We start from the raw sequence: 20,061 nt of genomic DNA, 5'->3' as shown, positions 1-20,061 counted from the left end.
TGAGGGCGCGGGTGAGGAGGTTGGTGGTGCCGCGCTGTCCGAATCCAAATATCATGGAGGCTCCGACATCAAATCTGTAGCCTTCTCGATCGAAATATCCAGCACTACCGCCGGGAATTGTGTAGCTTTCGAGGACTAAAACTTTGGCTTTCTTAACGGCTAGCTGGGTGGCGGTTACGAGTCCGCCAATGCCGGAACCGATGATGATCGCATCAAACTCTTGCTCTGTCGGGCGGGAATTGGGAGAAAATAACTGGGATTGCGTAGGAGATGACATTAGCTTAAAAATCTTAATATTTTTATAATATTACAGCCGATCGCCCTGTCTCAACTCTTGCCTCTGCCATTTTCCCTGTGCCTGTTGTGCGTAAGTGTCATGTGCTTCCTAGCTTCTAGCTTCACCCCCCTACATCTGATGCCTTTATATCTTCCTCCCGCCACAACCTCCCAATCTCCCAATCTCCCAATCTCCGCCTTCCTGCTTCCCTTCGATCGAAAAAATTAATCCCCTCAAATAGCTGCAATTGGCTAAAAAACTGCTAAATTGCCGTAGAGCCAACATTGAATTGCGTTCATTGGGCCTTCTTCAATACCATGACCGAATCCAGCATTCCCACCAGAACCGCCAGCCAAATAGACATCGGCAACGTCAACATCGGCAACTTCCAAGTTGGCAGCATCAGCGGCAACAAATACAACGACTTCAACGCCAACGGCCGCCCCGATCCCCCAGATGTGCCAATTCCCAACTGGCAAATCTACCTCGACCTCAACAACAACGGCCGATTTGACTTTAACGAACCTTCCACCCTCACCAACGCCCAAGGCAACTACAGCTTCGTCAACCTGCCACCGGGCACTTACCAGGTTAGGGAAGTCCAGCAGCCGAACTTTCGCCAAACTACGCCCAATCCCGCACCGATCGCGATTACCAGCGGGACAAATGCTGGCAATATTAATTTTGGCAACAACTTCAACGCCGGGACGATCGCCGGGACAAAATTCAACGACATCAACAGCAACGGCCGCCAAGACCCCGGAGAACAGCCCCTAGCTAACTGGCAAATTTACCTCGACCTCAACCGCAACAACAGGCTAGACGGTGGCGAACCTGTTACCTTGACAAACTTTCAAGGCAATTACGCTTTTGTCAATATTCCCGCAGATACATATGTGGTGAGAGAAGTTCAGCAACCTGGTTTTCGCCAAACTACGCCAGACCCGGGCCCGATTAACCTTACTTCCAACGCCACCATTAGCAACGTCAATTTTGGCAATGTCTTTTTTGTCGGCAGCATCAGCGGTATCAAATACAATGACCTGAATGCCAACAGCATCCGAGACGCGACTGACCCGCCTCTGGCCAACTGGCAAATTTATCTCGACCTCAACGGCAACAACAGGTTAGACCCGGGCGAACCCAATACCATCACTAACCCCCAAGGTAACTACACTTTTGGCAATGTTTCTCCCGGCCGCTATTTGGTGAGGGAAGTTCAGCAACCGGGATGGGTACAGACTACGCCAAATCCAGGGCCGATCGACATTACCGGCAATACCAACGCTGTCGGCCTCAATTTCGGCAACAATTTCCCCACCGGCAGCATCAGTGGCTTCAAGTTCAACGACCTCAACGCTAACGGTATCAACGAACCGACGGAACCGAGAGTTGCCAACTGGCCGATTTACCTCGACCTCAACAACAACAACGCCCGAGATCCCAACGAACCTTCGACTTTAACAAACCCCCAAGGTAATTTCTCTTTTATCAATTTGCCCCAAGGCAGCTATGTGGTAAGGGAAGTCCCGCAGCCCGGTTTTCGACAAACTACGCCAAGTCCGACTCCGATTACCGTCGGTAATGGCACAAATGCCACTAATCTCAGCTTCGGCAACGTTTTGGTAACGGGGACGATTAGCGGTGTCAAATTTAACGATTTTAATGCCAACGGCCGCCTCGATGCCGGGGAACCGCCGATCGCCAATACCCAAATTTATATCGACCTCAACAACAACAGCAGTTTAGATCCGGGCGAAGCGAGTACCTTGAGTGACAGCCAGGGGAATTACAGTTTCCGCAATGTTCCGGTAGGTACTTACGTCATCAGGGAAGTTCCGCCCCCGGGCTTCATTCAAACGACCCCGCCTGCGCTGGTTGTTGTCTCGGCACAGATTCGGGCCAGCAGCATCGATTTGCTGACGGGAGAGACTGAGGACCGACAGGCTAAATCTTTGAGTGGCGACCCGCTGACCGATGCCAGCAGCTATGCGGACGAACCTGCGGGCAATATAGGGGCCAATAGCTTGCTTTTGAGTTCGGGTCGTGATATTTATCGAATTAGTAATTTTTTGGTCGATCGACCAGCGGCGAATTTAGGCAATATTCCGAACTTTGGGCAACAAAATGTCGGTGCAGAGCGCAATACACAAATGGGTGAATTTGTCAATAAAAATGAATTGGTTAATTGGGATCTCGGAAACTCCTTCGTGTCGGTGAGTGCGAGAGATTGGTCGGTGATTTAGGGAGACAAAAGCTCGATCGCCCGCAATCCCCATTGCCGGAGTTCGAAATCAGGAAGAGATTAAAGGGCGATCGCGTGATACCGTATTGTTGGCAACCTCCAACACTCAAGCCTGAGTTCCGGCAACTCCGAAGCAGGCTTGTATATTGGGTGCAAGATTCAGAGACAGTCGCATCGCAGGTGAGTGAGAAACGATCAGACAGTTCCGCCAAGGGCGATCGGCACATTTTCAGGCAAAGCAAGTCAGATCGAGCTAGCGAACTCGATCGGTAATTGTTTGTTGCCGCTGCCAATCCCAGAGGGTGCGATCGGCTATTCAAAGCCAACCGCGACAAACAATAACGATCCGCGCATCGTTAAAAATCGGGGGTAGCACTCAGTCAAGGTCTTTTTAAAGCTCGAAGCAGCAAGTATGTAGGTACAAGAGAAGGCGTGGAAATCTTGAAGATGTTGCCCTCAAATTGCCAGGATTCTGCAAAACCTGATATACTTGCCAGCGACAAAGCTTGAGGCATTGTTGTGTTAGATGGGGAACATTACCTCAAGCACAGACGTATGTAAAATCGAGTAGCCTTTGTCAGCGACTAGCAAAAGCTACTCAGCTATGGACAAGCGGCTCCAATACTCTGTAATTTACCGAAAAATTGGCTCAAAGCCCCGTCCTTATAGGACGGCTTTCATGATAAAGTTACGTATTGTTGATGCCCGAGATGTAAAAATCCGGTCTCAACTCTATAATCCAAAAAATCTCAAATAGGTTGGGGCATCAATCTAAGGGCTAGGCAGTATCAGACAAGCTGTGCTTGCGTTTGCTGTTAGAATCCAGAATCCCCATACCTTGAGGCTGGGGAGTATGTCAAGCGGATTTAGGTGTGAAGGAGAGAAATCATGGCAGATTTAAACGAAGAGCGGATTGCCCAGCAATTACAGGTTGGGAATGCAGGCCCGGCAATTTTAGGTATCAAGTTCAATGACTTGAATGCGGATGGGATCAGACAGGCAAATGAACCTGGTCTGGAAAACGTCCCCATTCTCCTCGAACCGGCGATCGGCAGCAACGGCATATTAGATGCAGGAGATGTCTCCGTCCTGACAAACGCCAACGGAGCGTTCTCATTCATAAATCTTGTTCCCGGCAACTACGTACTCACAGAAACAACAGTACCCGCAGGTTTCCGTACTACGACTCCCAATCCCCTCGCTGTAACTGTTGGAAACACAAACGCCAACGTTTTCTTTGGCAACACCCGAAGTGAGGGCAGCCGGATCGTTGGGTGCAAATACCTAGACATAAATGGCGACGGCTTTCGAGACGGGAATGAACCGGGCATTAAAAATGTCAGGATATATCTTGATATCAATGGCAACGGCCAACGCGATGCAGGCGAACCCAACACCTTAACAGACAAAAATGGTGCGTGGTCGTTTAACGTAGCGCCCGGAACCTACAAAGTTCGGGAAGAACGGATCGCACCACAAGTTGATGCAAACGGAATAAGAGTTAACAATCCGAGCGCAGAACCTTTAGAAACACAAGATTTCCCCCAAAGCACCCCACCCAACAACATTCCCGTACTGGACGTGACGGTAGCAGCCGGTCAAACCTTTGCCTGCGCTCAAGTTGGTGACACTCCGCTCTATCAAATTGAAATTAACAAATTTCGGGACTTAGACCGCAGCGGCACGCGAAATGTAGTTAGTGGAGTTTTGGAATCCCCCATTGCTAACGTACCCTTCATTTTAGATTTGAACGGGAACGGTCGCTGGGATGGACCCTCCGCTGAACCAGTTGCCATCACCGATGCCAGCGGAGTGGCTACTTTTAAAAATTTGCGATCGGCCAATTATTCAGTTTTGGAAGTATTTCCCAGAACCTCTCTCAGCGAAGTCGGTGGGCCTAACATTCCCCCCGGCAATCTCAATGCTCCCGTAGCAACCACTCCCAACCCCGCTCAGGTTTCTGCACCAGGCCCGCAGGCACGGTTCCAGGCCACGATCAGCAGAGAGCAACCGCTGTTAGTAGCAGACTCAACCTATACGCTGAAACCAAACGACCCTAAATTCGTAGACAACAACTTAGACGGCATCCAACAGACTGGGGAAAGGTCTATTGCAGCAACGGGTGTACGACCGATTTTTGCGAACACGCCTTTGTCTTTCCCAGCGACTAACCCCTCACCTGCACTTACCTTTACTCCTGTGGGAGCTACTATTGGCACTGGAGCGAATGCTGGTGTGGGCAACACTCGACCTAACATCACTGTATTCAAATACAATGACCTGAACGGAAACGGTCGCTACGAGCCAATTCAGGGTGAAGCACCACTTAGCGGTGTTAACGTCTTCCTCGACACCAACAATAATGGGGTTGCTGACACCGGAGAACAACAAATACAGACAAATGCCCAAGGCAGAGGAGCATTTACCAACTTGGCACCGGGCAGTTACACGGTGCGAGAAGTCGTACCGGCTGGTTTCTCGCCTTCTACATCTGCTGCTGTTCCGGTGAGTCTGAGCACTCAGGACGCTAACGTTACTTTTGCCAACACGCCCAACAGCAACATCACCGGTTGCAAATTCGAGGACTTTAACCTCAACAGCTATCGAGACGGAAACGAACCGGCGATTGCCAACGTTACTATCTATCTCGATACGAATAACAACGGTGCTTTGGATGCAGGGGAAGCCACTACGACTACCGATCAGTTTGGTCGCTTTGCGTTCAACAATTTGCGTCCGGGTACTTACAACCTTCGAGAAGTACCTCCTCCTGGTTTCTTCCAAACGACTCCAGCGATGAATATTGTTCTAGGCCCCAATCAAACTTTTACCTGCGCTTTGATTGGCAACTCTCGCACCTATAACCTGTCGGTTCCTAAATTCCGAGATGACAACCGCAACGGCATACAAGATGCAAACGAACCGCGTCTTGCCAATATCCCATTTACTCTGGATTTGAACAACAACGGTCGCTACGATGCGGCAACTGAACCTCTGGTAAGAACGGATGCTAACGGGATTGCTCTATTTCCCAATTTGTTCCCGGCTACCTACTCGGTTTTGGAAGTCTTCGATGCGAGCGTTCAAAATCCGTTCCCGATCGCAACCGGGCCCAATCCTGTTACCTTTAACGTGCCAGGCCCCAATACTTCGCCTTCGGTGCCTCTACCAGCGGCAACCAGAACTGGTTCTAGCATCGATTTGTTGACTGGCGACACGGGTGTGGCGGCTGCTAGCACCGATCCTTTGACTAACGGCGGCAGTTCCGCTGTGGCGCAAGTCAGCAGTGTTGATAGCTTGCTCGCTCCTGAAACAGCAGGCGTAAGTAGCTTTATTGATTTCAACGGTTTGAAAGACGCGGCGGAAGCTTCGATCGTATCGTTTTTAGAAGCTCAGAAGTTGGATGAACCTAATTTACTGTTGGGTGCTCCAACTTCGACTGCGCTGTTTTAAGGTTAATTTGAGTTTCTAGTTTGAGACTGAGCAATTAGCAGCTAGCTGGTTTAAACTGCACCTCAAAACATGATTTTGGGGTGCATTTTGCTTTGTTAGGGACTGTTGAATAAATACCTTTAGAACTTACAGCGGTTCCCGCTGTTATGAGGTACAGTAACAGCAATTAGCTTTCCCAATTTCTTAAATGTTTAGGGTTTATTAGCTGGAGGGCAACTGCAATAATGATTTTATCAATCATTGATGCACCCGTTGGAGCGAAACTTCGTAAAAAAGATTTGAGTTGTGACCACCACAGTTCAATGGGGTTAAAATAGGCGAGAATACGGACACAAGCAAATTACACTCGCACCGCAAGCTTCAATCATTTTAGCCGAAGCAAGCCGAAGGCTAGCGATCAGTCATTGGTTTAAAAATTACAGACATCCGTTAACAAATTCGTTGCGGAATTTGCTTCTGCTATAAAATCATAGCAACAAAAAAAGAGGTCGCGATCGACCTCTTGCCATCTACCAATCCATTGTCGGATCTTAAAGTAGACCAGTATTAGCTCCCGGCTTACCGGTAGCCAATTGCACTTTAATAATTCTGCCGCCCATTTTCATAATTCTTTGCTGTTCCCGGAACCAGTTGTCATAGGGAACCAGCTTAGTAAAATAGGTATTTTGCAATTCGCGCTGAGTGCGGATGCGAGTTTGGCTGGGGACACAAGCAGTCACTTTAAACATTCTCATGGGAAACTAACTCCTGAGTAGGTTTACAGATTTTTAGATGGATTTTAAAAAGATTGAAGTCAGGGAGTTAGGAGTCAAAACTAGCTCGTTAAAACTCGTCGGGCTTTCTCGACTGGCCTTTGACGGTCTAGCAATCACTCTTAACTTCCCTGACATCTTTCAAGACCAAAGGTAACAAGTCCAAAGTTCAAAGTTTAAGGTTAAAAGTTTAAAGTTCAAAGAGGCAAAAAAATATTTTTTTTCCTTCTTCCTTCTTCCTTCTTCCTTCTTCCTTCTTCCTTCTTCCTTCTTCCTGAGTCTTAGCTCAAGCCAGAGCAGATGTAGTCGAAATAGACGCCCATTTCTTTACCAGCGTCAGAACCGACCAAACCGGCGGTGACTTCTTTCATTGCTTGGATTGCTTGTACGGTAGAACCGATGGGCACGCCCAAGGAGTTGTAGGTTTCTTTCAAACCGTTGAGCACGCGCTCGTCGAGGATGGAAGGGTCGCCAGCTAGCATGGCGTAGGTGGAGTAGCGCAGGTAGTAGTCCAAGTCGCGGATGCAAGCTGCATAGCGACGAGTGGTGTACATATTGCCGCCGGGACGAGTTACGTCAGAGTACAACAGAGATTTAGCAACTGCTTCTTTGACGATTGTGGCTGCATTGGCGCTGATGGCGGTAGCGGCGCGGACGCGCAGTTCACCAGAAGCGAAGTAGTTCTTGAGCTTGTCTAAGGCGCTGATGTCCAGGTACTTGCCTTGAACGTCAGAGGTATTGATAACGGCGGTAATTGCGTCTTGCATGGTTGTCTTGTTTCCTAGAAAGTGGCTGAGTCAGTCCAATTTTGGAGCTAGAATTTGGGATTTGGGATTGGGGATTTGAGATTTTTAAGTAGGTTGGTTATCTGCAAAAGCTTTGAGCTTGTTGTCAGCAACCTCTTAATTCTTCAATCAAAAATCAAAAATCAAAAATCAAAATTCCTTACTGCATCGCACCGATAACGTAGTCGAAGTAAGAGGAAGCTTCGGAAGCATCATCTCCAGACAGCAGCGAGGAAGCTGCACTTTTCATAGCGCGCACGCCTTCGGCGACGGCTGCAATCGGGGTTCCGAGAGAGTTGTACATTTCGCGGACGCCGACAATACCGATTTCTTCGATCGGAGTAATGTCGCCAGCTACGATGCCGTAGGTGATCAAACGCAGGTAGTAATCCAAGTCGCGCAAGCAAGTTGCGGTCATTTCTTCGCCGTAAGCGTTGCCGCCGGGAGAAACAACATCAGGGCGTTTTTGGAAAAGTTGGTCGCCGGCTTGCTTGACGATGCGTTCGCGGGATTCGCTCAAAATTTGGGCGATGCGGACGCGGCGTTCGCCAGATGTGACGAAGCTCTTGATCCGGTCTAATTCACCTGGGCTCAAGTAGCGAGCTTCGGCGTCTGCGTTGACGATTGATTTGGTGACGATACTCATCTTGTGTGTACCCGCTGGATATTTTGCAATTGCGAACTGCTCTGCGCTGAGCTAGCGGCGGCGGGCGCTTTCATCCCGTACCTTTCGCTTTGCTGGTGGCTGGAGCTTTGACGGGGAAGGGTGGACTTTCCACAGCTAGCAACTGTTAAAGTTGCTGGCGGGTGACTGCCTTCGGTGTTTGACGGCGCTCGTTCTTCACGCCGGTGCGCTTGGCCGGTGCCGGCACAGTGCCTGTCGCTTAGAATACCACAAATGATTGATGCGATCTTAAAATCTACGATCGAGATTGCAGCAGATCCGTAAGTGGCGATCGAGTGACTCTCAGGCAGTCAGTCAGGATATCGCTTCTCTGACGCAACTACCTCTGGCAAGTATTTTGAGGCATTATGTTCACATTCTGAGTGTTACTGTAATAGTTTGTAACATTCCTTTTCATGTTTGGGCCCCATTTTGGGTCTGACAGGTGCAAATTTTACAGTAAAAAAAATCGCTAAAATTATTGGGTAGCAAAGGTTGCAGGCGATCTATCTAGGGACTGGTTTGTCGCGAAGGCGGCGGCGCGAGGAGCGAAGACTTCTGTCTCAAAAAAAGGTGCGGGAGACGGGGAGGAGACAGAGTGGGGACTGGTGCGGATCGGAAATCGTGACTTTCGGGCTTGTAGCTAAATTTGACTCTGCCAAAAACGGAGACAAGCCCCCGACACTCGTCGCGATCGACCTAAAATTTTAGATCGAAGTCAGAATCCTATATTGACGGAGCAATTGACAACGATAAAATTGGGACGAACCGTTTTTGTTACGAGCGTAGACCGGACATGATATTACGGAGCATCTCACTTTTACCATAAGTATTTTTTGACGGCTGGCGATCGCCACAGCTCGCTAAAAATACAAAACTACAGATGCTCCCCGAACCAAATCTAAAATGTAAAATCTAAAATCGATTGACTCTCACTTTATAATTCAGGTGCGCCGTGAAAAGAAATCTATCAGCAATTAAAAAAGCTTTGCAGTTTGGGATTAGCGGTGCTGTCGGCGGTTTCGCCGGCAATCTGATCACCGAACCTTTCATGCAGCGACTAAATAATTCAGAATCTGTTTTTGAAAGTGTTTTGTCTACAAGTCGCTGGTTTGGATTAGTAGGCGGCGGCATTGCTACTGCTATTATGCTCGGCTATTATTACTACATTAAAGGCAAACCTCAAGTTAAACAAGCTTTAAAAAATGGCGGATTGTTTGGTTTAATCGCGGGGGCAGTTTCTGGGGCCATTGCCGAAGCTATTTACAGCGGCATTGGCCCGAATGAATTATTGCGAGTAATTTGCTGGGGAATAGCTGGCAGTTTGTTAGGACTTGGACTGTCGAAACGGATTCCCAATTTAGGAATGCTGCGTGGCGCGGGCGGCGGCGCTGTTGGGGGCGTGTTGGGCGGATGTTTGTTTATTTTGTTCGCTTATTCTTTATCGGGTACTGCGGGTCGTTTAGCTGGCTGTGCTGCGATCGGCTTTTGGATTGGAATTATGTTGGTTGTAGCCGAAACTTTGTTCAACAAAGCTTGGCTGGTAATTAGTTACGATACCGGAGCAAATCGCACTCTGACTATTGGTGCCGAACCGGTGACTTTTGGTAGCGATGAAAATTTGTCTATTATCTGCATTCCTGATGTTTCGCCTTTAGCGATGCGGTTCCAATTGGAAGCGGGTCAAATTGTCTGCGAGAATGTCGATAGCGGGGCGGTGAGTTATTTGCGATCGGGCGATCAAAAGAGAATTGGCAACTGTACGGTGACAGTCGGAAACTCTGATTTGCCGGCTCAAACTTCTGCTAAAACTCCACCTACTATTATCTCAGCTTATCCTGCAGAAAAATCACTTGCCAGCGGCTTATTTTACCTGAAACTAGCAAATAAAACGATTCCTCTAACTACGGGAACTCAGTTATCAATTTCCGATCTGCCGACTTTGACTGCGACAGCATCTAACGGTGTGGTAGCTGCAGTCAATTCTCATTCAAAAGACGACCTTTTATTGGGATTGACCAATTTGTGCGATCGCGCTTGGTGGGCTACAGACAGTCAAGGCGATATAAAAATGGTTGAACCAGAAAGTACCCTAACTTTGGCCTTGGGAACTAAAATCGAATTTGGTGACATTGAGGGCGAGATTGTCGGAACCTAAATAATCTTAAATCCCCTATCCCAATAGGTTCGTAGTCAGGAATGCGAGTCCTCTAAGAAAGTATGCGGACTCGCATTCCTCATTACGAACCTTGTCAGGAATGCGAGTCTTCTAAGAAAAGATGCGGACTCGCATTCCTCACTACGAACCTTTTTGATAGCGGTAAATTCAATTGCAGATAATAAATTTAAGCAGAACTACCGCTAACACCAGTAATTACAGCCGCACCAATTAAGTGAGACAAACGCAAAGCTTCAGGAACTTTACCAGTGTCAGTCAAACGCTGAAGTACCAGTGCAATTATTTCAGGTTTTTCGCCGCAAACTTGAAAAAAGAAAGGTTCAAAAGTGTAAATTTTACCAGCGCCACGCAACAATTCTAAACGGTATTCCCAGTCTGGTAAATGGCGGAGGGCTTTTTCAACAGCAGCTAAATTTGGTTGGCGACGCATCACAGCAACGCAGGGAATTTGCAGCCGCGATGCTAACTTGGGAAGGTCAATAATATTGAATCCGCCGAAAGCAATTCCGTCTAGCAAAACGAGATGCAATTGTGGTAAAAATTTACCTCCTAGCAGTAGGTGACAAATCACCTCGGTGGCATCTAATCCGTCTGGGAGGACTTGTCCCCAAACCATTCCTTCAAATCTGGTTCCCCCGCAGACTACTCCGGCGATCGACACCAAACTGCCGCTGGTACGAGAAAACGGAGCATCGTCAAAGCCGATAACCTTAATTGTGCGATCGAGCCTCAGCAAATCTGCCAGTTTCAACTTGTTGAGTTCCCTAAGCTAAACTTTTTGACATTGATTTGAGTTCTAAATATAGTATCATATGCGTTAAAGACCTGATTACTAAAAATATTTTAGACAATTGGCAAAAAAATACGTAGCAGCGATCGACCAAGGAACCAGCAGCACCCGGTTCATCGTATTCGATCGCCTGGGACAGATAATTTGCAGCAACCAACAAGAACACCAACAAATCTATCCGCAACCGGGATGGGTTGAACACGATCCCGAGGAAATTTGGCGGCGCACCCAAAGCGCGATTAAAAATGCCCTCGAAATCGGCAATATCGACCCGAAAGATATTGCTGCCCTCGGCATTGCCAACCAGCGCGAGACAGCAATTGTTTGGGATAAAAATACGGGAAAATCCTACGGAAATGCGATTGTTTGGCAAGATACCCGCACTCATCAAATTTGTACTAGCTTAGCAGCAGTTGAGGGTAAAGATCGATTTCGAGAGCGCTGCGGTTTGCCGTTAACGACTTATTTCAGCGGCCCAAAAATTAAGTGGATGCTGGACAATATCCCAGGATTGCGGGAAGCTGCGAATCGAGGCGATGCGATTTTTGGCAATGTCGATTCTTTTCTAATTTGGCATATGACAGGAGGCGCGCACATTACCGATGTTACCAATGCCAGCCGCACAATGCTGATGGATTTGCAAACCCTCGATTGGGATGCGGAAACTTTGGAAATAATGGGAATTCCCCGCCGGATGCTTCCAGAAATTCGCCCTTCGAGTCAAGTTTTTGGAACTGCTAAAGGGTTGCTTGCAGGTGTTCCAATTGCTGCTGCTTTGGGCGATCAGCAGGCGGCTTTAGTCGGGCAAACTTGTTTCAATGTTGGGGAGGCGAAAAATACTTACGGTACGGGCTGTTTTATGCTGCTGAATACTGGTGAGGCGATCGTCCCTTCAAAACAAGGGTTGCTGACAACAGTTGCCTACAAGATGGGAGAATCGCCCGCTGTGTATGCTCTCGAAGGCAGTATTGCGATCGCCGGTGCGTTAGTGCAATGGCTGCGCGACAACTTGGGTATCATCAACACATCTGCGGAAGTAGAAACATTAGCAAATACCGTTGAAGATAGCGGCGGAGTTTACTTTGTCCCTGCCTTTTCTGGACTCTACGCACCTTATTGGCAAGACAACGCGCGGGGAGTAATTGCAGGTTTAACTCGCTACGTGACTAAAGCACATATTGCTCGCGCAGTATTGGAAGCGACAGCATGGCAAACACGGGAAGTATTGGATGCGATGAATCAAGATTCCGGTGTCGAACTTTTGTCTTTAAAAGTGGACGGGGGAATGGTGGTAAATCACACATTGATGCAGTTTCAAAGCGATGTTTTGGGAGTACCAGTAGTTCGCCCGGTGGTAGCAGAAACTACTGCACTGGGTGCGGCCTATGCGGCTGGTTTGGCGGTGGGTTTTTGGAGTCAGCTAACCGAATTGCGGGATAATTGGGCGGTGGATTGTACTTGGGAACCGCAAATGTCGATCGCCCTTCGGGAGCAAAAATATCGGTTTTGGAAAAAAGCAGTTACCCGCACCTTCGACTGGGAAGAATGAATCGGTGAGTCAACCCCAAAACCCGTATTTAGTGATATCATGAAATCCAGCACTATTTTTCAAATTGCAAATAGATGGTTTTCCTAAATAATTTTAAAAAAAGCTTCGCCACCTTTGTATTGATACTGACACTGGCATTTGTAGGAATCGCTACTAATTCCCAAATCGCGATCGCAGATACAGCGACAACTCCCGAAACTGCAACCGCCGCCGAAGTCTTCAGCGCCAACTGTGCCGGCTGTCACATCAACGGCGGCAACATTATCAGGCGCGGCAAAAACTTGAAACAAAAAGCCTTGAAAAAATACGGTATGGATTCCATCGCCAATATTTCCAACTTAGTAACCAACGGCAAAGGTATTATGCCCGCTTACAAAAATCGTTTGTCGGAACAACAAATTATCGATGTTTCCGCCTACGTGCTATCCCAAGCCGAAACCGATTGGAAATAGAACCTCGGTTATTATTTATAACTTAGGCAATCTTGCCACAGACATCAGATATTTCTCGATCGCAGGTTGAAGCGCGAACAGAGTTTCAGTTTCTGCTGGGACTGTTTCAATTAGCGATCGCCTTAAAAGCGATTCCAGCGCCTTCAGAAATTCTGAATCCCGATCTTGCTGAATATTTGAGTACAAATTTTCACACCCAACCGGCTTGACTTCTTTCGCCATGATGTATAATAGCTGAATTTCTAATGCTGATAAGCGATGAAACTGCCGAGATAACGTATCGCTATAATCTCCCAGCAACTGCCCATTTCTTAAAAAGTTAGCAATGCTTCCGCCAAACATATCATTAATAGTTGTTGTTACTATTTTTAACGCTAAAGGATTGCCACTGTAAGCCTCTATCAATTTTGAGTATTCACCTTCTTCAGACAAACCCTTATTTTTAAATATTTCCACTGCCGCTTGTCCCAGACTACCCAATTTTAATGACCGTACAGATTGATTTTGACTTTCCAACGCTGCAATTTCTTTAGGTTTTTCACAACTAGTCAACACTAAGCAACTTTGATGCTGCAACTCTCCTACTTGTTTCAGAAGTTCCCCATATACTTCATACCCTTTTCGATAGTTTCCTGTTAACTGCCCAGTGCAGAAAACAGCTTCCCACCCATCTAAAATTATCAAACATCGATGCTTTTGCAAACAGTGAATCAGGCGGTGGATAGCCTCAGCGATGATTGTCGGCTCTATTGCATTTGTCGAAGCAATTAGACTGTCCAGGGAAAATTCAAGCTGCGCTTGTTCTCTGAGAGCGAGCGCAGCTTGAAAAAAGTTTTTTTTATAGTGACTAACTAACCGCAATTTCTCTAAATCACCTAGCGGTCGATCGGATAAACATTCGATTAAATTTACCAGAGTATCTGCCAATAGAGGTGCATGACTGAGGTCGATCCAAATCAAGCACTCAAACTGGTCTTTAATCATATTTCTTAGCTTAGATGCTAAAGCAGTTTTGCCAATGCCACCCATACCCAATATAGCAACTAAGCGAGAGTTTTCCTGTAAAATCCATTGCCTTAAGTTAGCAAGTTCTGTTGTACGCCCGTAGAAAATAGACGTATCTACCGCCAGCCCCCATTCAGTTCGATTTTCGATGGCAGATTGGGGAGTTTGGGCAGAATTTATCAATGTAAAATGCAATGTTTCTGTGCTACTCTTTTGTTTATAACCATAGATTTCTAGCATACTTGGGATTTCTTTCCAGTCTTTGGGTTGTTGCAGCGTCAAAACTTCTATGTAGCGATACAGCCCTCTTGATAAATCTACTCTAATACCCGTGCATTTACGATGGAGTGCGGCGGCAATTTCCAATGGACTATAATTGCAAAGCAATCCTCGCAGGTACGTTTTTTCTAAAGGGGTGAGTCGCTGCTTTCTACTCGTAGCATATTCTTGCTTGGCCGCTGTCAAGTCTGCATATAACTGTTCGAGATTCCAGCAAGCCTCAGCTTCTATAAACTTCTGTGCTGTTATTTGTAAAGGTTTATTTCGCTGTGTCATATATATTCATAATAAATAAACACCCCGTCAACTCGATTCTTGAATGATTTTGGAGAAATGCTATTACTTAGCGATCGCACCTTATCCTTTAACTCCCACAGAACTTACGCATAGACAACGTAATTCTGTCATTGCGACTGAAGCGAAGCAATCCTTTAGCCTTGCTATACCGTTGGAATGCGTAAGTCTTATCCCATTTGTTCCCAAACAAATTACCTAAGTGTCTAACTGCTAAGTAAGCAAGTAGAATCTAAATGATTATCCCAGGCAAATGATTAAGCAAACGAGCTGCATCCGAGTTCCTACGTAAGCGATTTTAATCTGTTTTGTCAGTCCAAGTCGAACACTTCCTTGCGATTTGAACATAATCTTGCTAAATCATGCGAAACTGTTTAGGTGAAATGCCTGTGTATCGGCGAAAGCACTTTGCAAAATGACTGGGATTGGCAAAGCCACACTCGATCGCAATATTGTTTATTGTCCATTCTGTCTGCTTCAGTAGTTGCTTCGATCGCTCTACTCGTTGCTGAATCAAGTAGGCATGAGGAGTCATTCCCGTTGATTGCTTAAACAATCGACAAAAATAGTATTGACTCATAACTAATTCGGCTGAAATTTCTGCTAACGACACATTTTCACTAAGATGATCGTTGATGTATTCAATAGCTTGATTCAGTTTGTATTTTGACAAGCCGTCTTCATATTCCATCAGAGTATGCTTACAGGTTGAGTAATATGTTAAGCAGTGAGCCGCTAAAGCCGTCGCCATTGAATCCGCATAAAAGCAACTATTATTTGAATCGTTTTCCAATACTGCTGTCAGTGCTAAGATAATTTGCCAAACTAACGGATCGGGTTTTTTAATCGTCAGATTAATTTCAACTCGATCTGGGTTTACTGACTCATAGGCGACATGATTAAGAAATGTAGGCTCAAGGTAGCAGTGAGTGAACTCAGATTCATGACTCCACCTAGCCTTAATAGGTGCGTAAGCAGGAAGTATTTCAATGCAACCCGTTTCATTCTGGTCATGCTGCACTAGGTGACGCTTACCATCAAAGACTAATTCCACTTCGGTTGACTGCTTCAAAAATTGAAGACAAATTATATGTTGCAAACCAGATATTTCAGGAATTTCCATTGCAGGCAGTTGATAGTGTGCTAGATGAATATTTTTCCATCCCGCGTCACGACTGGAGTGAATGAGCGGGCGCGGAACAAACTTTGAAGTTGCATCTTGTTGAGAATAATCAATAGCTAAAGGTTTTTCTGTTAGCATTTTTTCCTATCCTTCCAATACCTATGGATAAAAATTTTTTCAATAGCGACCTCATCGTTATAGCATTTCGAGCTCTCATATGAGTTGCCACTGGCCAAACCGGGCATACCTCACAACGCTTGAGAACCGCTATATAACTACGAGTTGTACGGAAACTTTCTGTATAATATGCCAAATTGAGTAATTCTCAGAAAAATACCTAATAAAAATACTAATAGCTGTTAGGTGGCTTATCGTTATTGAGTATTTTATAAATGTAGAGAGCAGGATTTTATAACAACTGCTATCAGAAAAGTTAAGAGGACAGCTTAAATGGCATCAGTTCAAGTCACAAATCAGTTAACTACAACTGACAAGGATATCCCGACTCCTAGGCCTAACGATGGTTCTGCAAGAACTCGCGCTAAAGATTACCTCTTAGAGGTAGAGTTAGTTAATCAGCCTATATCAATTGATGTCTTTAAAGATCTGAGCACTAGCTTCGATCCTTACGTGCAAGTCTTTCAGGTACCCAAAGGCAGCAGGGGTGCGAATGTCGCTGATGGGGCTCTTCTTCTTGCTCAGGTTGATGATGGCGGCATCGGCGTCAACTCAAAAATACCGAGTTCTGGTGTCCAATACTCCAATGGTGCTGGTCCCACGCTTACAAGTCTGCCTGGTGTGGACTATGTAGTCCGCGTGACTAGCTTGGATACGTTAACACAACTTCCTCAGCCTTTCACATTACAGGTTTCAACTCCCAGTGGCAGTGTCGCCTTGAAAGACCCTATAACAGGTGCGAATTTTAATGCAGGAGGCAGTAGTGGTGTTCCCGTCGCGCGTTTCTTTGACAAGACGGCAGGAGGGCATTTTTATACTACAGATCGAATAGAGAAAAGTGACCGACTAACCAACCCTTCTCGTTTCCAGAGTGAAGGCGATGAATTTACCGCTCCAGGCGACGGTAACGCAAAGGTTCAACGCTTCTTCAATACGGCATCAGGAACCTATTTCTTTACGAATAAACCTGGTGAGATACAGTTTGTTCGCACCTTACCCCAGTTCCGCGATCAAGGGGAGGTTTTTAATTCATATAGCACGGCTGTTCCGGGTGCAATACCCGTCTATCGTTTTACCAACCTGGCGAGGGAACGGGAAAATCAGCAAAATATTACGCACTTTTTCACCGCAAGCGCAGAGCAGCGGCGGTTGGTACAGGCGAGGTCAGATTTCCGGGATGAGGGGGTTGCTTTTTATGCTCTTCCCCCCGCCTAAGCAGGCAGTTCGATTCATCTAGGTTTAAAATGAGTAGTAGGGTGCGTGCGACGCGGCCTACTTTTTATCTATTAAACTTTTGGGTAACAAGCGATATTTTGGTCATCCTATGAACAATCTCAGTAAAAAACCTTTCTTTTTCAAGGCTTTAACAATCATTAGCTTGTGTTTGTATCTAACCTTAACTTTCAGCGCGCCGGCTTTGGCTTCGATTCACAAGTATCCAGAAACAGCAGACAGAGTGATGTATCGCTCTGTACAAAGCCTGCGCGACACAGATGACAAAGCATGGCAAGTGGTTTTGTACAAGCGAGTAAAGTCGGGAATGGTAAACTCTTTCAACCTGAGATTGGTAGGATTTCCCGGAACAGAATTGCAGCACCCGGTTCCGTTGAAAGTTGCTGCTGGCGATCGGGACATTGGTAAGGCTAACGATATTTGGAGCAAGTCGGATTTGCCAATTAATGTCGGAGAATACGATTTTAAATCAATAATTACACAATTGGAAAGCAATCAACCTTTGCGGTTGAATTTGCCCGTGAAAGGTCAACAAGAAACTACATTGTTGGTTCCTCCTTTTTCTGTTAGAGAATGGCGGGTGTTGTCTGACACAAACTAAATATATCAATTTAATCGCATTTTTTTGTGAATATAATATTGATACAATTTAAAGTGCGCCAAATCCCTAGGTTGAAATATACCTTAAGGTAGATTTAGCGTATTTGAAGAGTTAAGGAGGAAAAAAACTAAAAGCTGAGTTAGTCTAGCGATCGGAGTCCACTGTTAACGTGCGCGTGTTCGGGGTGAATTTACTATGAGTTTAATCAGTACAATTGTCCGAAAAGCTTTGGCAACAGGTTATTTAACGGTTGAGGCAGAAGAACTGTTGCGACAGCAGTTGCAGATGACTAAGTACGGTTTAGAAGATTTTGAGGCTTTTATTACTTTGCAAACAGAGGTGATGGAGGGTCGGGTAAGACATCAGGCTTTGGAATTGTTGCGAAGTAGTAGGTGTTCTGTAACTGTTTGAATTAAGGTCGATCGCCCTTTTGGATATAATTAAGTGCGATCGACCTATGTCCGTAAGCCTTTCACGGGGATGCTATAGATCCCACCCCACAATCAAATCGACTCTTTGACAGAACAAGTCCGAAAGCCTGTTCATAAAAACGATCGGACTGGTAAGACTATGGCTAGGGTGAAACGCAGTGTTCGCTTCCCTAGGGCCCAACTTACGAACTACGAACTAAGCCCGATCGACCTTGACAAACATACAAAAATAAGCAATAGTAGTAGATTGTCTGTCTAAATCCGGCTCGGATCAGGTTAAGACATTCCAAAAGCTGCAAAACAGTCTACTGTCAAAAGTCCACAGCCAAAAGTTCATAACTAATGACTAACGACCAATGAGTAATGACTGATCAGCTACCTGTACGGCAATCTCAACAACCATCCCATGACTTACGCAATCATTGAAACAGGCGGCAAACAATTTCGGGTAGAACCAGGCCGCTTCTACGACATCGAACTGCTTCACGTGGAAGCTGAATCCAAAGTTACGATCGACAAAGTATTTCTGATCCAGCACGAAGACGATGTTCACATCGGCCAACCTCTAGTAGAAAATGCCACTGTAGAAGGAACTGTGCTGCGGCATTTCCGGGGCCGCAAAGTCCTCGTCTACAAGATGAAGCCGAAAAAGAAAACTCGGAAGAAAAAAGGGCACCGTCAAGAAACAACTCGCTTTATGATTGACTCTATCAGCGTCAACGGTGTTGTTTTGGCCAAGAGAGATTTGACTCAAGCAGTTGTGGAAACTCCCCAAACTGGCGAAAGTGATTCAGAATAAACAATAGTAAATAAAGTTGAGGACATTATGGCCCACAAGAAAGGTACAGGCAGTACACGTAACGGACGCGATTCTAATTCCCAGCGTCTGGGTGTCAAAAAATACGGCGGTCAAGTTGTCAAAGCTGGCAACATTTTGATTCGTCAACGCGGCACGAAAGTTCACCCCGGTAACAATGTTGGTATCGGCAGAGATGACACTTTGTTTGCTTTGGTTGATGGCGTGGTGACTTTTGAAAGAAAGGGCAAAACTCGCAAGAAAGTCAGCATTTATCCTGTGGTTGCAGCACCTGTGGCTGAAGCTGTAGCAGTTTAATTTTGATATTTTGCGGTTTCCTCGTTCCTAGGCTATGCCTGGAAACGCATATCTAGAGGCTGTGCCTCCTGATTCTCTATCTCAATATACTCAGATACCCGACTTTTTTAAGAAGTCGGGTATCTAAGGTTTGGTAGACAAGTTTTGTGAGAAATTCGGATTGATTTAACCGCAGAGACCGCAGAGAGCACAGAGGAAGAGAAGAGAGAGATGAATAATTTGGATACCGAGGGATTTTGTATGATTCGCTGGCTTTGTGGCTAACCTCCTCCGACAATTGTGACTACTTCTAAGATGTCGCCCTCTTGTATCTTTGTGGTTTCCCAAAATTGTTTGTGCAGGATTTCGCCGTTGTACTCGACAGCTACTAAGCGCGGGTTTAATCCTAGTTGTTCTAGTAATTTTGGTAAGGGTGTGCCGATCGCACAATTGCGTTTTTCTCCGTTGACTTGCAGCGCAATTCGCTCTGTCATTTGTTATGAGTTATGAGTTATTAGTTATTATAGCGGCTGTTAATAAGAATGAAATCCCAAATATATAGGTTGGGTTGAGGTCGCTAACCCTCGGTTTCACTTCGCCCAACTATTCATTTCAGATTCAGGTGTTGGGTTTTTTCGGTATCGCTACAACCCAACCTACAGCTTAGCGCTTTCGCCGT

19 protein-coding genes are annotated in these 20,061 nt (G+C 46.1%); 11 read left to right on the top strand and 8 right to left on the bottom strand.

The features are described 5' to 3' along the window. Positions 1-277, bottom strand: a 277-nt coding sequence (locus IQ270_RS10510) for an NAD(P)-binding protein (RefSeq protein WP_193973168.1), incomplete at its 3' end; no start/stop codon positions are given. Between the two features lie 317 nt (positions 278-594). Here IQ270_RS10510 and IQ270_RS10505 point away from each other — a divergent pair. The 3 genes from IQ270_RS10505 (at position 595) to IQ270_RS10495 (ending at position 5,975) form a co-directional block, all read left to right on the top strand. After that, positions 595-2,523: an SdrD B-like domain-containing protein gene (locus IQ270_RS10505; protein ID WP_193973167.1), complete on the top strand. Its 1,929-nt coding sequence runs from the start codon at positions 595-597 to the stop codon at positions 2,521-2,523. A 183-nt stretch (positions 2,524-2,706) separates the two neighbouring features. After that, a complete protein-coding gene (locus tag IQ270_RS10500) occupies positions 2,707-2,895 on the top strand; it encodes a hypothetical protein (RefSeq protein WP_193973166.1) in 189 nt (62 codons plus the stop codon). 515 nt (positions 2,896-3,410) lie between these two features. Beyond that, positions 3,411-5,975, top strand: coding sequence for a collagen binding domain-containing protein (locus IQ270_RS10495; protein WP_193973165.1), 2,565 nt, complete (start codon positions 3,411-3,413; stop codon positions 5,973-5,975). 530 nt (positions 5,976-6,505) lie between these two features. Here IQ270_RS10495 and IQ270_RS10490 read toward each other — a convergent pair. From IQ270_RS10490 to apcA, 3 genes are all read right to left on the bottom strand, one after another. Further along, positions 6,506-6,709 carry a phycobilisome linker polypeptide gene (locus IQ270_RS10490; protein WP_006634929.1) on the bottom strand — a complete coding sequence of 68 codons (204 nt, stop codon included), beginning with the start codon at positions 6,707-6,709 and terminating at the stop codon, positions 6,506-6,508. Between the two features lie 299 nt (positions 6,710-7,008). Next, the gene (gene apcB / locus IQ270_RS10485) at positions 7,009-7,494 is read right to left on the bottom strand and encodes an allophycocyanin subunit beta (RefSeq protein WP_193973164.1); all 486 of its coding nucleotides are present in this window, start codon (positions 7,492-7,494) and stop codon (positions 7,009-7,011) included. Between the two features lie 178 nt (positions 7,495-7,672). Continuing rightward, positions 7,673-8,158 carry an allophycocyanin subunit alpha gene (apcA, locus tag IQ270_RS10480; protein WP_193973163.1) on the bottom strand — a complete coding sequence of 162 codons (486 nt, stop codon included), beginning with the start codon at positions 8,156-8,158 and terminating at the stop codon, positions 7,673-7,675. Positions 8,159-9,131: 973 nt separating this feature from the next. Between apcA and IQ270_RS10475 the strand changes: the two genes are divergently transcribed. Next, the gene (locus tag IQ270_RS10475; protein WP_193973162.1) at positions 9,132-10,334 is read left to right on the top strand and encodes a hypothetical protein; all 1,203 of its coding nucleotides are present in this window, start codon (positions 9,132-9,134) and stop codon (positions 10,332-10,334) included. Positions 10,335-10,521: 187 nt separating this feature from the next. On the opposite strand, the gene IQ270_RS10470 is transcribed toward IQ270_RS10475, so the two are convergent. Beyond that, the gene (locus IQ270_RS10470; protein WP_193973161.1) at positions 10,522-11,106 is read right to left on the bottom strand and encodes a DUF99 family protein; all 585 of its coding nucleotides are present in this window, start codon (positions 11,104-11,106) and stop codon (positions 10,522-10,524) included. A gap of 100 nt (positions 11,107-11,206) precedes the next feature. On the opposite strand from IQ270_RS10470, the gene glpK reads away from it, so the two are divergent. Next, the gene (glpK, locus tag IQ270_RS10465) at positions 11,207-12,694 is read left to right on the top strand and encodes a glycerol kinase GlpK (RefSeq protein WP_193973160.1); all 1,488 of its coding nucleotides are present in this window, start codon (positions 11,207-11,209) and stop codon (positions 12,692-12,694) included. 74 nt (positions 12,695-12,768) lie between these two features. Then, complete coding sequence (petJ, locus tag IQ270_RS10460) at positions 12,769-13,146, top strand: cytochrome c6 PetJ (protein ID WP_193973159.1); 378 nt, start codon at positions 12,769-12,771, stop codon at positions 13,144-13,146. Positions 13,147-13,161: 15 nt separating this feature from the next. On the opposite strand, the gene IQ270_RS30885 is transcribed toward petJ, so the two are convergent. Both IQ270_RS30885 and IQ270_RS10445 read right to left on the bottom strand, forming a co-directional pair. After that, the gene (locus IQ270_RS30885) at positions 13,162-14,706 is read right to left on the bottom strand and encodes an NB-ARC domain-containing protein (protein WP_228056236.1); all 1,545 of its coding nucleotides are present in this window, start codon (positions 14,704-14,706) and stop codon (positions 13,162-13,164) included. Between the two features lie 373 nt (positions 14,707-15,079). After that, positions 15,080-15,985: an AraC family transcriptional regulator gene (locus IQ270_RS10445; protein ID WP_193973158.1), complete on the bottom strand. Its 906-nt coding sequence runs from the start codon at positions 15,983-15,985 to the stop codon at positions 15,080-15,082. Between the two features lie 312 nt (positions 15,986-16,297). Between IQ270_RS10445 and IQ270_RS10440 the strand changes: the two genes are divergently transcribed. From IQ270_RS10440 to rpmA, 5 genes are all read left to right on the top strand, one after another. Beyond that, complete coding sequence (locus IQ270_RS10440; RefSeq protein ID WP_193973157.1) at positions 16,298-17,239, top strand: hypothetical protein; 942 nt, start codon at positions 16,298-16,300, stop codon at positions 17,237-17,239. Between the two features lie 109 nt (positions 17,240-17,348). Then, complete coding sequence (locus IQ270_RS10435; protein ID WP_193973156.1) at positions 17,349-17,858, top strand: DUF3122 domain-containing protein; 510 nt, start codon at positions 17,349-17,351, stop codon at positions 17,856-17,858. Between the two features lie 195 nt (positions 17,859-18,053). Then, on the top strand, positions 18,054-18,269 hold the full coding sequence (locus IQ270_RS10430) for a hypothetical protein (RefSeq protein ID WP_193973155.1): 216 nt from the start codon (positions 18,054-18,056) through the stop codon (positions 18,267-18,269). 426 nt (positions 18,270-18,695) lie between these two features. After that, positions 18,696-19,088 carry a 50S ribosomal protein L21 gene (gene rplU, locus IQ270_RS10425; protein WP_193973154.1) on the top strand — a complete coding sequence of 131 codons (393 nt, stop codon included), beginning with the start codon at positions 18,696-18,698 and terminating at the stop codon, positions 19,086-19,088. A 27-nt stretch (positions 19,089-19,115) separates the two neighbouring features. Next, positions 19,116-19,403: a 50S ribosomal protein L27 gene (gene rpmA, locus IQ270_RS10420; protein WP_193973153.1), complete on the top strand. Its 288-nt coding sequence runs from the start codon at positions 19,116-19,118 to the stop codon at positions 19,401-19,403. Between the two features lie 260 nt (positions 19,404-19,663). Here the strand turns inward: rpmA and thiS are convergent, their stop codons facing one another. Then, the gene (thiS, locus tag IQ270_RS10415) at positions 19,664-19,876 is read right to left on the bottom strand and encodes a sulfur carrier protein ThiS (RefSeq protein ID WP_193973152.1); all 213 of its coding nucleotides are present in this window, start codon (positions 19,874-19,876) and stop codon (positions 19,664-19,666) included. Positions 19,877-20,061: the final 185 nt, after the last annotated feature.

Origin of the sequence: Microcoleus sp. LEGE 07076 (genome assembly GCF_015207455.1) — a bacterium.
Lineage (GTDB): Bacteria > Cyanobacteriota > Cyanobacteriia > Cyanobacteriales > Microcoleaceae > Microcoleus.
This window is presented reverse-complemented; position numbering and strand designations above follow the sequence as displayed.

What these genes read in the sequence shown, in the direction of transcription:
- apcA (WP_193973163.1), bottom strand. Translation starts at nt 8,158, where the DNA reads ATGAGTATCGTCACCAAATCAATCGTCAACGCAGACGCCGAAGCTCGC.
- IQ270_RS30885 (WP_228056236.1), bottom strand. Translation starts at nt 14,706, where the DNA reads ATGACACAGCGAAATAAACCTTTACAAATAACAGCACAGAAGTTTATA.
- IQ270_RS10430 (WP_193973155.1), top strand. Translation starts at nt 18,054, where the DNA reads ATGAGTTTAATCAGTACAATTGTCCGAAAAGCTTTGGCAACAGGTTAT.
- rplU (WP_193973154.1), top strand. Translation starts at nt 18,696, where the DNA reads ATGACTTACGCAATCATTGAAACAGGCGGCAAACAATTTCGGGTAGAA.
- IQ270_RS10495 (WP_193973165.1), top strand. Translation starts at nt 3,411, where the DNA reads ATGGCAGATTTAAACGAAGAGCGGATTGCCCAGCAATTACAGGTTGGG.
- IQ270_RS10505 (WP_193973167.1), top strand. Translation starts at nt 595, where the DNA reads ATGACCGAATCCAGCATTCCCACCAGAACCGCCAGCCAAATAGACATC.
- rpmA (WP_193973153.1), top strand. Translation starts at nt 19,116, where the DNA reads ATGGCCCACAAGAAAGGTACAGGCAGTACACGTAACGGACGCGATTCT.
- petJ (WP_193973159.1), top strand. Translation starts at nt 12,769, where the DNA reads ATGGTTTTCCTAAATAATTTTAAAAAAAGCTTCGCCACCTTTGTATTG.
- apcB (WP_193973164.1), bottom strand. Translation starts at nt 7,494, where the DNA reads ATGCAAGACGCAATTACCGCCGTTATCAATACCTCTGACGTTCAAGGC.
- IQ270_RS10435 (WP_193973156.1), top strand. Translation starts at nt 17,349, where the DNA reads ATGAACAATCTCAGTAAAAAACCTTTCTTTTTCAAGGCTTTAACAATC.
- IQ270_RS10490 (WP_006634929.1), bottom strand. Translation starts at nt 6,709, where the DNA reads ATGAGAATGTTTAAAGTGACTGCTTGTGTCCCCAGCCAAACTCGCATC.
- thiS (WP_193973152.1), bottom strand. Translation starts at nt 19,876, where the DNA reads ATGACAGAGCGAATTGCGCTGCAAGTCAACGGAGAAAAACGCAATTGT.
- IQ270_RS10445 (WP_193973158.1), bottom strand. Translation starts at nt 15,985, where the DNA reads ATGCTAACAGAAAAACCTTTAGCTATTGATTATTCTCAACAAGATGCA.
- IQ270_RS10440 (WP_193973157.1), top strand. Translation starts at nt 16,298, where the DNA reads ATGGCATCAGTTCAAGTCACAAATCAGTTAACTACAACTGACAAGGAT.